Here is a 14,307-nt window from a genome sequence, read left to right on the forward strand (position 1 = left end):
GTGGCGTGTCTCTCGGCGTGCGCGCGGCTGCGGGCGACGACAGACTGACACGATGAGGGTGCCGCCGGCGCCACGGATGATGCCCAAGGAGGGCCGGATGCCGGACGAGACGGTGCTCGTCGTCAATGCGGGCTCGTCATCGCTGAAGTACGAGCTGCGCGATGCGAGCTCAGGGGTGCGGCTGGGGCGGGGCATCGTCTCCCGCATCGGCCACGACGGCACCTCGCTGCGCTATCAGGTGACCGGGTCGGACCCCGTCGAGAGACCGTTGCCCGGCGCTTCGTACGCCGACGCGATCGCTGCGATGTTCCAGCGGTTCGACGAGGCCGGCGCGCGCCTCGACGGGCTGATCGGAGCAGGTCACCGCGTCGTCCACGGCGGCACGGAGTTCAGCACGCCGGTCGTGGTCGACGACGACATCCTGGCGCGCATCGACGCGCTCTCCTCGCTCGCGCCCCTGCACAACCCCGTCGCGGTCGAGTGCATCCGGCTGATGAAGGAGCGCGACCGCGACCTCCCGCAGGTCGCGGTGTTCGACACCGCCTTCCACGCGACGCTCCCGTGGGAGGCCTACACGTTCGCGATCCCGCAGGAGCTCGCCGCCGAGCACCAGCTGCGCCGGTACGGCTTCCACGGGACGTCGGTCGAGTACGTCACCGGGCGGACGGCGGCGTTGCTCGGCGTCCCGCCGGCTGAGGTCAACCTCATCGTCTGCCACCTCGGCAACGGTGCGTCGATCACCGCCGTGCGCGGCGGACGCAGCGTCGACACGTCGATGGGCTTCACGCCGTTGTCCGGCCTCGTCATGGGGACACGGGCCGGCGACATCGACGCGTCCGCCGTGCTGTTCCTGCTGGACACGGTCGGCATGTCCACAGCGGAGGTCGCCACCCTCCTCGAGCGACGCAGCGGTCTGCTCGGGCTCAGCGGCGAGTCCGACATGGCCAAGGTTCAGTCCCTCGCCGAGGCCGGCGACGAGGACGCGCGGGCAGCGCTCGCGCTCGCCGCGTACCGCATCCGCCACTACATCGGCGCCTACCTCGCGACCGTCCCCGGTGTGCACGCCGTCGTGTTCACCGCGGGGATCGGTGAGAACGACCCGAGCTTCCGGGCCGAGGTGTGCACGCCGCTCGCGCACCTCGGCATCGAGATCGATCCCTCGCGCAACGCGCTCTCCGTGCCCGACGACGGGCTCGTCGTCGGAGGGGGGCCGATCCGGGTCGCGGTCGTGCCCACCGACGAGGAGGCCGAGATCGCGCACCACACCGTCGCCCTGGTGCGCACGGGCTCGCCCGCGCGACCGGCCGCTGCAGCGGACCACTCCGAAGCCAAGGAGAACGCATGACCGAGACGACCATCGACATGACCGCGTTCGCGAACCCCACCGACGAGGAGGTCGCCACCCTCGACGCGTGGTGGCGAGCGGCCAACTACCTCACGGTCGCCCAGATCTACCTGAAGAGCAACGTCCTGCTCGAGCGTCCGCTGTCGGCCGACGACATCAAGCCGCGCCTGCTCGGGCACTGGGGAACGAGCCCGGGGCAGTCCTTCGTCTACGCCCACATGAACCGGCTGATCCGCCAGACCGGGCAGTCCTCGATCTATCTGTCGGGGCCTGGGCACGGCGGCCCGGCAGTGGTCGCGGCCGGCTACCTGGAGGGCACCTACTCCGAGGTCTATCCCGAGGTCTCTCTCGACACCGAGGGCCTGACTCGGCTCTGCCGCCAGTTCTCCACACCGGGCGGCATCCCCAGCCACGTCTCGGTGACGACGCCCGGATCGATCCACGAGGGCGGCGAGCTCGGTTACGTCCTCATCCACGCCTTCGGCGCGGTCTTCGACAACCCGGACCTGCTCGCGGTCGCCGTGGTCGGAGACGGTGAGGCCGAGACCGGTCCGCTCGAGGGCTCCTGGAAGGGGATCTCGTTCCTCAACCCCGCCCGCGACGGCGCCGTGCTCCCGATCCTCCACCTCAACGACGGCAAGATCGCCAGTCCGACCGTGCTTGGCCGCAAGCCCCCCGAGGAGGTGCGGGAGCTCTTCACCGGCCACGGCTACGACGTGCTCGAGATCGAGGGGTCCGACCTGCCGGGTATGCACCAGCGCTTCGCCGCGGTGCTCGCCGAGGCGTACGGCAAGATCCGGGCGATCCAGGAAGCCGCCCGTGGCGGTGACTGGGACGGCGAGATGCCGAGATGGCCGATGATCGTGATGCGTACGCCCAAGGGCTGGACGGGCCCGCACGAGGTCGACGGCGTGACGATCGAGGGCAACTGGCGCGCGCACCAGGTGCCGATGTCTGATGTCCGTCAGAACGCGGAGCACCTCGCGATCCTGGAGTCGTGGATGCGGTCGTACGGGCCGGACGAGCTGTTCCCCGACGGACACCCGAGTGCTCAGGTCGAGGCGAACAACCCCGAGGGTGACCTCCGGATGAGCGCGAACCCGGTCGCCAACGGCGGGGTGCTCACGAAAGACCTCGCCCTGCGGCCTTTCACCGACTACGCGATCGAGGTCCTCAACCCCGCCGCCGAACGCTTCGAGAACACCCGCGTCCTCGGCGCGATGATGGCCGACATCTATCGCGACAACCCGGACAACTTCCGGCTCTACTGCCCGGACGAGACCAACTCCAACCGGCTCGGAGCGGTGTTCGAGGTCAGTGATCGCGCCTTCATGGAGCGGGTCACGCCGGACGACGTGAAGCTCTCCCGCGACGGACGGGTGATGGAGGTCCTGAGCGAGCACAACTGCCAGGGTTGGCTCGAGGGCTACACCCTGACCGGGCGTCACGGTCTGTTCGCGACGTACGAGTCGTTCGCCATGGTGAGCGCCTCGATGACCGTGCAGCACGCGAAGTGGCTCGAGGAGGCGAGCCACCTGCCGTGGCGCGCGAAGATCCCCAGCCTCAACATCCTGCTGACGTCGACGACGTGGCGCAACGACCACAACGGCTTCTCGCACCAGGGGCCGGGGCTGATCAACGTGGTGCTCAACATGCGCGGCATCGTCTCGAGGGTCTACCTGCCGCCGGACGCCAACTGCCTGCTGTCGGTCGCCGACCACTGCTTCCGGTCCCGGTCGTACGTCAACCTCATCGCGATCGACAAGCAGCCTCACCTCCAGTACCTCTCGATCGACGAGGCCGCCGAGCACTGCGAGAAGGGCGCCGGCATCTGGGAGTGGGCCGGCAACGACGACGGCTCCAAGAAGCCCGACATCGTGATGGCGTGCGCCGGCGACGTGCCCACGGCAGAGACGGTCGCGGCGGCGCAGCTGCTCAAGGAGTGGGTGCCGGACCTCACCGTCCGCGTGGTCAACGTCGTCGACCTCATGACGTTGCCGCGGCAGAAGGACCACCCGCACGGGATGTCGGAGTCGGAGTTCGCCGCGCTCTTCACCGAGGACGTGGACGTGCTCTTCGCCTTCCACGGCTACCACGGCGCGATCCACAAGCTGGTGCACGGCCGGCCGGACGCCGACCGCTTCCACGTCCGTGGCTTCATCGAGCAGGGCACCACGACGACGCCTTTCGACATGACGGTGCTCAACCACATGTCGCGCTACCAGCTCGTCGAAGACGTCCTCAACAACGCCCACGCGACGCCGGAGAACGCGCAGGAGCTGCGGGAGCACTGCCAGCAGATGCTCGAGAGGCACCGCACCTATGTGCGGGAGCACCTCGAGGACATGCCCGAGGTGAAGGACTGGGTTCTCAACCCGGCCACCTGATCCCCGCGTGCCCCTCGCCGTCCGACGCGCTTACCGCTCGCAGACGATGCCGTCCCTGTCGCGGTCGATGTACCAGGAGTACTCCGGGTCCCTCCCCCGGTAGTAGGGGCCGTAGCCATGGGCGATGGCTACGCCGCAGGTGCCGAAGCGTGGATCGTTGCTCGAGGGCGGCGGCGCGGGTGCGCTGTTTCCGCCGGTCTTGACGCTCGCCCGCCCGGGCTTGGCAACCTTCAGGCCGCGCCTACCGCAGCCGGAGAACACGCGGGTGATGGCCCGCTTCTCACGCTTGTCGACGGCGAGCCGCCACCGGTACTTCACGGCCACGTAGCGGGCGGCGTAGGAGCACCTGGACTTGCTGGGCAGCCACTGGGCGATGTCGCCGTCACCCTTGGCCCGGTTGGAGCGCGCGGTCACCGCGACGAGGGACTCGGCATATCCGAGGTCGTTCGCGTAGGCGATCCGGGTCTTTTTGGTCCACTTCTTGGCGCCGCTGTCCCAGGCTTCGGCCAGCGGCACACGGTGGTCGATGTCGAGCTTGGAGGCACGTCGCACGACCCGGCCGTCGTACTGGCTGCGCCATTTGCCGCGCTTGATTGTGCAGTTTCGGGTCTGTGTGGTGCGGGACTTCGACTCGCTTCTGAGCACGACGGCCCTCGTGTCACAGCCCTTCCCCTGTGCCTTCCAGCCGCGGCCGAACTTGGCGCGCGCGTAGCCGGCGCGCGTCTCGCTGCGCACCGTCAGCCTCTTCAGCAGGGTCTTGGCCGAGATCGTGCTGGCCCTCTTCGCGTCGGCCACGCTGGGAGTGGCGGTCGGCACTGGTGTCGCGCTGGCGGACGAGAGCCCGGCGCCGATCAGCGCCAGACACCCCACGAGCGCGAGCGCGCGGACAGCGTTCTTCACGATGGTCTCCTTCGAGCAGAGGCGGCACGCCCCTCGTGCAGCGCGGCACGGGCATGGCGCATCAGCTCACGCCAGACCTCGACCACGCGGCCGGGGGCAGGGGGGCGCAGCCGACGCACGTCAGCGATCGGACTCACCCCGAGAAAGGGCCAAAACCAGACTAATCGCCCATGCAAGGGCTCCCCCGTACGTTCTCACCGCCGTGGTGACGCGAGGCCAGCCCACTGTCAGAGCCTCCCGGTCGGCGGACCGAACCTTCGAGCGTGACAGTCAGCACACGGCGTGTGCTGCCGACCATGCTGTGACGCGGATGTAACACGGCGCCCGTAGCCTCCCGGCATGGAGAGCCAGGCACGAGAGAACGTCCAGGCGTTCATCAGCGCCTGCGAGCACCGCCGTATCCCCACCGAGGACGTGTACAACCGGGTCGCGAGCACGCAGGGCCGTCTGATGACGTACACGACGTCGCGCAAGCCGGTGACGGCCGGCTGGATCCTGCCGGCCAGGCCGCCGGTCGAGGACGCGACCCACGCACTCGTGCTGCCGGTAGGACTGATCTACGGCGCGACGACCGTCCGCCGCAGGCTCGGCCGCAGCCAGAAGGGCACCGGCGCGCTGGCGTGGGTGATGCTGGACGTCTGGTGGCGCCCATCCTCGCCCCACGACCACGGGCTGACGGAGGCGATGTACGACTTCGTCACCGGGTGGGACCGGGTGGGCGTGCGATGAGGCGCCGGGGTCACACGCGACGGTGGACCAGGAGCGGGAGCACGGCCGACGCCCCGGCCGCCCGCAGAGCTCCGCCGACCACCGTGATCGGCCACTGTGACGCCGAGGCGTCCACGACCAGCAACACCGTACGGCCGGCGACCGCTGCCGCGGTCTCGCTCGGCACCGTCACCGCGTCGCGCCACAGCGCCGCCTCGTCGGACGAGGTCAGCTCGCGGATGTCCTGCGCGGACGGGTGCGCCTCGACCGCGAGGTGAGCCCGGTCGAGCCGTCCCACCGCGGCGAGGTGGTCGGCGATGCTGCCGGAGAGCTCGGCGAACCCGGCCGCCGGCAGAGCCACGGCGACCTCAGGGCGAGACCTCCACTGCGAGCGCCAGCGAGCGAGGACCTGGACGCACGCGTCGAGCACCTCCTGAGGCGCCGGCGCGTCTCGAGCGAACATCTCCCGGACCGCCTCGCGCCACTCGGGGGCGTCGGCGTGCACGAGCGCACGGCCCGGCTCGACCGCACGGTCGGGGGCGATCCGCCCGCGTACGCCGAAGGAGCCGCCCGGCCACATCTTGCGGGGCTCGAGCAGGTGGTCCTCACCACGCAGCACCCCCGCCACCGTGCGGACCGTCTCGGCCCGTGGGGCTGCCGCCAACCCCTCGGGGAGCGTCTCGCGGCACACCGAGCAGCGGCCGCACGGGGCGGCCTCCGGATCGTCCAGCGACTCCTGGAGCAGCTGCATCAGGCAACGCTCACCACGGGTGTAGGCGCGCATGATGTCGGCCTCGCGACGGCGTACCGCCACGACACCGTCGTAGTGCTCACGGTCGTACGACCACGGCGTGGTGGTCCGCACCCAGCCGCGCTCGACCCGCTCGGTGACGCCGTCGACGGCCAGCTGCTTGAGCATGAGCTCGACACGCCCGCGCCGCAGCCCGGTCTCGGCCTCGAGGCTCACCACGGTGGCCGGCGCGTCGACCGTGGCGTCGGCCATCGCCTCGAGCAGCCGCTCGACCTGCTCGGCGACGGGGATGGTGGCGGTCGCGAAGTAGTCCCACACTCCGTCGTCGGCCCCCGAGGGCAGCAGCACCGCGTGAGCGTGCTCGATCGCACGCCCTGCACGGCCGACCTGCTGGTAGTACGACACCGGCGACGGCGGCGCACCGACGTGCACGACGAACCCGAGATCGGGCTTGTCGTAGCCCATCCCGAGCGCCGAGGTCGCCACCAGCGCCTTCACTCGGTTGTCGCGCAGGGCGTCCTCGAGCTGCTCGCGCTCGGCGGCCTCGAGCTGGCCCGTGTAGGCGGCGACCGGCACCGCGTCACCGTGGACCGCGCGGACCGCGGCAGTCAGCCGATGCGCATCCGCGACGGTGAGCGCGTAGACGATCCCGGACCCGGGCAGCGTCGGAAGGTGGTCGACCACCCAGGCGTATCGCTCCAGCGGCGACAACCGGTCGACGACCGACAGCTCGAGGCTCGAGCGCGCGAGCGGTCCGCGGAGCACGAGCGTCTCGTCACCGAGCTGCGTCGCCACGTCGTCGGTGACCCGGGCGTTGGCGGTCGCGGTGGTGGCGAGCACCGGGGTGTCGGGATTGAGCCGCTGGAGGACGTCGGAGACGCGACGGTAGTCGGGGCGGAAGTCGTGACCCCAGTCGGAGACCGCGTGCGCCTCGTCGACGACCAGCAGCCCGATGTGGCCCGCGAGAGCGTCGAGCACCCGGCGCCCGAAGCCCGGGTTGGCCAGGCGCTCGGGCGAGACGAGCAGGACGTCGACGTCACCGGCCCGCAGCGCCTGCTCGATCCGGGACCACTCCTCGACGTTGGAGGAGTTGAGCGTCTCGGCCCGCAGACCGGCCCGGGCTGCGGCCGCGACCTGGTCTCGCATCAGCGAGAGCAGCGGGGACACGACGAGCGTCGTGCCAGCGCCCTCGTCGCGACGGATCGCCGTCGCCGCCCAGTAGACCGCGGACTTGCCCCATCCGGTCGCCTGGACGACCAGCACGCGGGCGCGCGGCTCGCACAGGGCGGTGACCGCGGCGACCTGGTCGCCGCGCAGGCTCGCACCAGGCCCCGCGAGAGCACCGATGACACGGTCGGCGACAGCGGCGCGAGAGGGTGACAGCGCGGACGGAGCGGCGGTGGGGGGCATGGTGTCCACCGTACGCACGCGCAGCGACACCCGGCGTACGGAGTCCCCAGGTCGTCCGTCCGTCCGCGTCCCGGGCGCTCGCACCCGGGACGCGGCGGCGGTCAGCGGAGCTTGTAGTCCTTCAGCAGGCTGCGCCCGATGATCATCTTCTGGATGTCGCTCGTGCCCTCGCCGATGAGCATGAACGCCGCCTCGCGGTAGAGCCGCTCGATCTCGTACTCCTTGGAGTAGCCGTAGCCGCCGTGGATGCGGAACGACGCCTCGACGACCTCGTTGCAGTACTCCGAAGCGACCATCTTGGCCATGCCGGCCTCGACGTCGTTGCGCTCGCCGGCGTCCTTCTTGCGCGCCGCGCGCACGACCATCGCGTGCGCCGTCTCGACCTTGGTGCCCATCTCGGCGAGCCGGAACAGGATCGCCTGGTGCTGGGCGATCGGCTTGCCGAACGTCTCGCGCTGCTGCGCGTAGGCGATGCCGAGCTCGAACGCGCGGTTGGCGATGCCGACAGCGCGGGCGCCGACGTTGACGCGACCGACCTCGACACCGTCCATCATCTGGTAGAAGCCCTTGCCGGGCTCGCCGCCGAGGATCTGGTCGGCCGAGATCTGGTGCTTCTCCAGGATCATCTCGGTCGTGTCGATGCCCTTGTAGCCCATCTTGTCGATCTTGCCGGGGACGGTGATCCCCTGGGCCGTCTCGCCGAAGCCGGGCTCCTTCTCGATCAGGAACGTCGTCATGTTCTTGTAGACCGAGTCCGCGCCCTCGTCGGTCTTGGTCAGCACCGCGACGAGGTTGGACGAGCCACCGTTGGTCAGCCACATCTTCTGGCCGGTGATGCTATACGACCCGTCGTCCTGCTTGGTCGCCTTGGTCGCGACCGCCGAGACGTCCGAGCCGAGCGACGGCTCCGACATCGAGAACGCACCGCGCACCTCGCCCGTCGCCATCCGCGGGAGGTACTTCTGCTTCTGCTCCTCCGTGCCGTGGTGCATGAGCATGTAGGCGACGATGAAGTGCGTGTTGATGACGCCGGAGACACTCATCCACCCGCGCGCGATCTCCTCGACCACCAGCGCGTACGTCAGCAGCGACTCACCGAGGCCGCCGTACTCCTCGGGGATCGTGAGCCCGAACAGGCCGAGCTCCTTCAGGCCGTCGACGATGGCCTGAGGGTACTCGTCCTTGTGCTCCAGCTCGGTCGCGACCGGGAGGATCTCCTTGTCCACGAAGTCGCGGACGGTCTTGAGGATCTCCTGCTGGATGTCGGTCAGTCCGTCGGTGGTGACCAGGCGGCCCATGGTGTTCTCTCTTCTTCCGTACGGCGGGGCTGGCGGGTGCGACGACCTCAGTCGGTCGGCGGCTGCCAGGTCGTGGTGCGCTGCATGCCGGCCGCGCGTCCCTTGGCCGAGATCACGAGCGCCATCTTGCGGGAGGCCTCGTCGATCATCTCGTCGCCGAGCATGGCCGAGCCCTTCTTGCCGCCGGCCTCGGAGGTGAACCAGTCGTACGCGTCGAGGATGTTCTCGGCGTGGTCGTAGTCCTCCTGGCGAGGGCTGTAGACCTCGTTGGCGACGTCGACCTGGCCGGGGTGCAGGACCCACTTGCCGTCGAAACCGAGCGCGGCCGACCGCGAGGCGACGCGGCGGTAGCCCTCGGTGTCGCGGATCTGGAGGTAGGGGCCGTCGATGGCCTGCTTGTCGTACGCCCGCGCCGCCATGAGGATGCTCATGAGGATGTGGTGGTAGGCGTCACCGACGTCGTAGCCCGGGGGCTGCTCGCCCACGACGAGCGACTTCATGTTGATGCTGGCCATGAAGTCGGCGGGGCCGAAGATGATCGTCTCGACGCGCGGCGAGGCCGCGGCGATCGCGTTGACGTTGGTGAGGCCCAGGGCGTTCTCGATCTGCGCCTCGATGCCGATGCGGCCGACCTCGAAGCCCATCGTGGTCTCGATCTGCGTCAGCAGGATGTCGAGCGCGACCACCTGCTCGGCGGTCTGGACCTTCGGCAGCATGATGCAGTCGAGGTTGGCGCCGGCGCCCTCGACGACCTCGATCACGTCACGGTAGGTCCACTGCGTCGTCCAGTCGTTGACGCGGACCACCCGGACCTTGTCACCCCAGCCGCCCTCGTTGAGCGCGGCCACGATGTTCTTGCGTGCGTCGGGCTTGGCGAGCGGGGCCACCGCGTCCTCGATGTCGAGGAAGACCTGGTCGGCGGGCAGACCCTTGGCCTTCTCCAGGAAGCGCGGGTTGGAGCCGGGGACGGCGAGACAGGAGCGCCGCGAACGCAAGGCCTTGTTTTCGACAGACACGGGTCACCTCGGTGCTGCGGGGACGGGATCAGGGCTGACTGTACCGACGAGCACTGTTAACGACTAGTAACAGCCGCGTCAGTGTGACCCGCTTCTCATCCGCCTCCCCGCCGCGATTCGGTGAGGAGATCGACTCCGCTCGGGCCAGAACCCCGATCTCCTCACCGAATCGCGCGGATGGGATGGGGGCGATGGGCGCGGGGCGCGGGGGGTGCGGGTCAGTCGGCGTCGGGCACCTCGGTACGGCGCGGTGGGCGCCGCGTCACGACGACGGCGAGCCCGACGATGATCAGGGCCAGACCGACGTAGACCCCCAGGCCCGGCGCCTGCCCGAGCATCGCGGTGGCGAGCAGCGCCGCCCCCGGGACCTCGAGCAGGAGCACCAGCGAGACGACCATCGGGCTCATCACCGCGAGCAGGTGGTTGATCACCGAGTGCCCGAGCAGCTGGGCGGTCACCGTCACCGCGAGGATGCCCAGCCAGGCCGTGGTCTCGAACCCGACCAGCGGCACCCGCCAGACCAGACAGGCCACCAGCAGGATCAGCGCGCACGCGCCGTAGCAGAGCACCGTGTACGACGTCGTCGACAGCGTCTCCCGCGCCCGGGCCCCCGCGACGGTGTAGATCGCCGCGCTCAGGCCCCCGAGCAGCGCCAGCCCGTCCCCCAGCACGGCCTCGCGCGACAGGCTGAGGTCGACACCGGTGATGACGAGCACGCCGGAGAACGACACGGCCAACCCGGCGGCGACACCGAGCCGGACGTGTCTGCCCCGGAGCCGGTCGATCAGCGCGATCCAACCGACCTGCATCGAGACCAGCGCCGTCGCGGCCGCGACGGAGGTGAGCTTGAGCGCGCTGATCCACGTCGCGAAGTGCGCGGCGAGCGCGGCTCCGGCGAACAGGCAGGTACGGACGTCGACCGCTGTCAGCGCCCTCAGCTCGCGTCGGTTGCGGGTTGCGGCGACCGGGATCAGGACCGCCTCGGCGAGGGCGTTGCGCCAGAACGCGATGGCGAGCGCGGGCGCCTGCGTCCCCGCCATCAGGGGTCCGGACAGCGAGACGCCGAGCACGGCCACGGCGGCGAGGATGACGGTCACCTGCGCAGTATGCGTGGCGCGGCCGCCGTACCGCCGACGCGGCCGCCGCGCAGACGATCCCGTCCTATGCTGTCGGGCATGGACCCCAGCGAGCCGGCAGGCGACTTCGACGCGCTGTTCCGCCGGGCCTTCGTGGCCGAGGTGGCGAAGAAGTCGGGCCTGCTCTGGATCGTGTACGCCGACGCCTGGCACCCGGTCTGGCACGTCTGGCACGAGGACGCCGTCTGCGTCGTCGCCGGCGGGGACGAGCAGCCGCTGCCAGGGATCCGGGACGAGCGCGAGGTCGTCCTCGACCTGCGCGCGAAGTCGACCCGGGCGCAGGTCGCGAGGGTCAGCGCGTCCGTCGAGGAGATCAGTCCCGACCACCCCGAGTGGGAGGAGGTCACGGCGGTGCTCGCTGCGGACCGCCTCAACCTGTTCGAGGCTGACGAGGCCGTGGCCCGGTGGGCGCGCGAGTGCGTCGTCGTACGCCTCCGCCCGATGGAGCTGTTGTCCTCCCCCGGGCACCTCGACGACAGGGCGCAGCGCGAGCAGCCGCTGGAGTCGCCGGCGCGTACGGTCCGCAGCCGCCCCTTCGCCCTGCACCGCCAGCGTCGCGCCCCTCGCCTCTCGGGGTCTTCCGAGGCCTGAGTCGGGGCGCAAAATAGTTGAAGCCACCACCATGGCCGAAGCCCCGACGGGTGGACTTCCCATGAGTTATGTTCCTGTCGCACCCCTCGTCCGCCCAGGAAGGCTCCCTCCGTGAATTCGCTCCTCAAGCGTGCCGCCGTCGTCGTGGCAGGGGGCGCGCTCGCGTTCTCCGGCCTCGCGTTCGCGTCCGCCGCCCCCGCCGCCGCAGCGACCTCGCCGATCGACGTGACGTCGATCCGCGTGGCGTCCTCGTCCGGCCCCTACATGAGCTACAGCACGAAGTACATGCAGACCGCCACCGACATGCGTCAGGTCGGGTCGCTCGGCCAGTACGGCCGCGTGACCGTGTACGGCGACATCTACCGTGGCTCGACGCGTCTGCTGGCCAACCAGCAGCTCGCCTACGTCAGCAACACCTACCAGTCGACGACCTCCGGTTTCACGTTCAAGAACGGCTGGGGCCGTGGCGCGTTCCGCGTCGCCAACGTCCGCGTCCAGTGGAACGACGGCAACAACAACATCCGCTGGTTCACCGACGCCAGCGTCGCCGGCCGTGGCTTCACGATCAAGTCGGCGATCGAGGGCAACCTCAAGTACCGCAACGTCATCTCCATCAAGAGCACCGGCTCGAAGAAGAAGGTGAAGGTCGGGGTCCGCTACTACAGCCCGACCGGCTGGAAGCCGTACCGCGGCAAGAAGGTCGTCGTCCAGGTCAAGAAGGGCAAGTGGAAGAAGAAGAAGGCGCTGCGCCTCAACCGCAAGGGCAAGGCCGGCTTCACCTTCTACTCGTCCAAGCGCGCCAAGTACCGCCTCAAGATCCCCGCAACCAAGACCGTCCAGGGTGGTTACAGCCGCGGCACCATCAAGCTCTGACCTGACACTCAGGCCTCCGACGCCCCGTCACCGCGCCGCGGTGGCGGGGCGTCGTACGTCCGGCCTCCTGCCCGGACGCCGCTAGGCTGACCCCCGTGACCTCGACGAGCCGGATCTTTCTCGCCAGGCTGGCCGGGCACTCTGTCTTCGACCCCGCTGGGGACCAGGTGGGCAAGCTGCGCGACGTCGTCGTCACGCAGCGCAGCGCAGGCCGCCTCCCCCGGGTGCTGGGGTTGGTGATCGAGGTGCTCGGTCGTCGGCGCGTCTTCCTCCCGATGACACGGGTGACGTCGCTCGAGGGCGGCCAGATCATCACCACGGGCGTCCTCAACCTGCGCCGCTTCGAGCAGCGCCAGACCGAGACGCTCGTGTTCGGTGAGCTCTTCGACCGCAAGGTGCGGGTGCCGTCTCAGAACCTCGACGGGGTCGTGGTCTACGACGTCGCGATGGAGCAGGACCGCACCAAGGACTGGTATCTCTCCGACGTCGCCGTGCGCAGCCGCAGCGCCCGCTTCGGACGGCGTGGCCACGGCGTCGTCGTCGACTGGGGCGACGTCGCCGATCTCGCCGGCGAGCAGCCCTCGCAGGGCGCCACCCACCTCCTCGCGACCATGGACGAGATGCGCCCGGCCGACCTCGCCAACGCGCTGCGGGAGCTGCCGGTCCTGCGGCGGACGCAGATCGCGGCCGAGCTCGACGACGAGCGGCTCGCCGACGTGCTCGAGGAGATGCCCGAGATCGCCCAGGTCGAGATCCTCGGCCGCCTCCACCCCGAGCGCGCGGCCGACGTCTTGGAGGAGATGTCTCCCGACGACGCGGCCGACGTCATCGCCACGCTGCCGATGGACACCGCGGAGGCGCTGCTCGCGCTGATGGAGCCCGAGGACGCCGAGGACGTCCGCCGGCTGATGGACTACGAGGAGGGCACGGCGGGTGGCCTGATGACCTCCGACGCGGTCATCCTCCCGCCGGACGCCACCCTGGCCGAGGCCCTCGCCCGCATCCGGGAGCCCGAGATGTCGCCCTCGCTGGCCGCGCTGGTCTACGTGGCGCGGCCGCCGCTCGAGACGCCGACGGGACGTTTCTTCGGGGTGGTGCACTTCCAGCACCTGCTGCGCGAGCCGCCCTCGTCGCTGGTCGGTGCGATCGCGGTGAACGACATCGACTGGCCGCGGCCCGACACGTCGCTGCACGAGGTGGCTCGTATCCTCGCGGCGTACAACCTCGTCGCCTGCCCCGTCGTCGACGACTCCCACCACCTGGTGGGGGCCATCACGGTCGACGACGTCCTCGACGAGCTGCTGCCGGAGGGCTGGCGCGACCAGGAGCCGGAGGGAGCGCTATGAGCGACCGCGACGACCGCCGAGTGCGGCTCGACCAGCCCCGCGACCCCAACCGCTGGAGCCGCAGCCGGCGCCGCCGGGTGGACGCGGAGACCTTCGGCCGGTTCGCCGAGGGGTTCGCGCGGTTCATGGGGACGGCGACCTTCATCGCGTGGATGACGGTGTTCGTGGCGGCCTGGCTGCTCTGGAACAGCCTGAGCCCGGACTCCTTGCGCTTCGACCCGTTCCCCTTCATCTTCTTGACCCTGATCCTGTCGCTGCAGGCCTCGTACGCCGCTCCCCTGATCCTGCTCGCGCAGAACCGTCAGGAGGCCCGTGACAGGGTCACCCAGGAGCAGGACCGGGAGCAGTCGGCCCGGTCGCACGAGGACACGCAGTTCCTCGCCCGGGAGGTCGCGAGCCTCCGTCTGGCGCTCGGCGAGGTGGCCACCCGAGACTTCCTGCGCTCGGAGCTGCGAGGGCTGGTCGACGACATCGAGGACCGGGTCAGGTCGTCGCCGGACGAGGCGGCAGACGGTCAGCCCGACCCGACGCCCCTGTGATTGCCAG

At 70.1% G+C, this 14,307-nt stretch carries 12 protein-coding genes; 7 read left to right on the top strand and 5 right to left on the bottom strand.

Annotated features, from left to right (window positions below; genetic code table 11):
* Positions 1–52: 52 nt before the first annotated feature.
* Complete coding sequence (locus KV097_RS12525) at positions 53–1,345, top strand: acetate/propionate family kinase (RefSeq protein WP_255559592.1); 1,293 nt, start codon at positions 53–55, stop codon at positions 1,343–1,345.
* The gene (locus KV097_RS12530; protein ID WP_220343886.1) at positions 1,342–3,732 is read left to right on the top strand and encodes a phosphoketolase; all 2,391 of its coding nucleotides are present in this window, start codon (positions 1,342–1,344) and stop codon (positions 3,730–3,732) included. Before KV097_RS12525 ends, KV097_RS12530 begins: the two co-directional genes overlap by 4 nt.
* A 30-nt stretch (positions 3,733–3,762) precedes the next feature.
* On the opposite strand, the gene KV097_RS12535 is transcribed toward KV097_RS12530, so the two are convergent.
* On the bottom strand, positions 3,763–4,632 hold the full coding sequence (locus KV097_RS12535; RefSeq protein WP_220366069.1) for an excalibur calcium-binding domain-containing protein: 870 nt from the start codon (positions 4,630–4,632) through the stop codon (positions 3,763–3,765).
* 339 nt (positions 4,633–4,971) lie between these two features.
* On the opposite strand from KV097_RS12535, the gene KV097_RS12540 reads away from it, so the two are divergent.
* Entirely contained in the window at positions 4,972–5,361 is a 390-nt protein-coding gene (locus KV097_RS12540; RefSeq protein ID WP_220343884.1) for a hypothetical protein, read from the top strand.
* 10 nt (positions 5,362–5,371) lie between these two features.
* Here the strand turns inward: KV097_RS12540 and KV097_RS12545 are convergent, their stop codons facing one another.
* The 4 genes from KV097_RS12545 to KV097_RS12560 form a co-directional block, all read right to left on the bottom strand.
* The gene (locus tag KV097_RS12545) at positions 5,372–7,501 is read right to left on the bottom strand and encodes an ATP-dependent DNA helicase RecQ (protein WP_220366070.1); all 2,130 of its coding nucleotides are present in this window, start codon (positions 7,499–7,501) and stop codon (positions 5,372–5,374) included.
* A gap of 101 nt (positions 7,502–7,602) precedes the next feature.
* Positions 7,603–8,799: an acyl-CoA dehydrogenase family protein gene (locus KV097_RS12550; protein ID WP_220343882.1), complete on the bottom strand. Its 1,197-nt coding sequence runs from the start codon at positions 8,797–8,799 to the stop codon at positions 7,603–7,605.
* Positions 8,800–8,846: 47 nt separating this feature from the next.
* A complete protein-coding gene (locus KV097_RS12555) occupies positions 8,847–9,815 on the bottom strand; it encodes a CoA ester lyase (RefSeq protein WP_220343881.1) in 969 nt (322 codons plus the stop codon).
* Positions 9,816–10,033: 218 nt separating this feature from the next.
* Positions 10,034–10,912, bottom strand: coding sequence for a DMT family transporter (locus tag KV097_RS12560; RefSeq protein WP_220346380.1), 879 nt, complete (start codon positions 10,910–10,912; stop codon positions 10,034–10,036).
* A gap of 78 nt (positions 10,913–10,990) precedes the next feature.
* On the opposite strand from KV097_RS12560, the gene KV097_RS12565 reads away from it, so the two are divergent.
* The 4 genes from KV097_RS12565 to KV097_RS12580 all read left to right on the top strand — a co-directional run bounded on the left by KV097_RS12565 (position 10,991) and on the right by KV097_RS12580 (position 14,300).
* Entirely contained in the window at positions 10,991–11,542 is a 552-nt protein-coding gene (locus tag KV097_RS12565; protein ID WP_220343879.1) for a hypothetical protein, read from the top strand.
* Between the two features lie 111 nt (positions 11,543–11,653).
* Positions 11,654–12,415, top strand: a complete 762-nt coding sequence (locus tag KV097_RS12570) for a hypothetical protein (protein ID WP_220366071.1) — start codon at positions 11,654–11,656, stop codon at positions 12,413–12,415.
* Positions 12,416–12,510: 95 nt separating this feature from the next.
* Positions 12,511–13,761 carry a magnesium transporter MgtE N-terminal domain-containing protein gene (locus tag KV097_RS12575; RefSeq protein ID WP_301021483.1) on the top strand — a complete coding sequence of 417 codons (1,251 nt, stop codon included), beginning with the start codon at positions 12,511–12,513 and terminating at the stop codon, positions 13,759–13,761.
* Complete coding sequence (locus KV097_RS12580; protein WP_220343877.1) at positions 13,758–14,300, top strand: DUF1003 domain-containing protein; 543 nt, start codon at positions 13,758–13,760, stop codon at positions 14,298–14,300. Before KV097_RS12575 ends, KV097_RS12580 begins: the two co-directional genes overlap by 4 nt.
* The last annotated feature ends 7 nt before the right edge of the window (positions 14,301–14,307 follow it).

This window comes from Mumia sp. zg.B17 (assembly GCF_019550915.1).
GTDB lineage: Bacteria > Actinomycetota > Actinomycetes > Propionibacteriales > Nocardioidaceae > Mumia.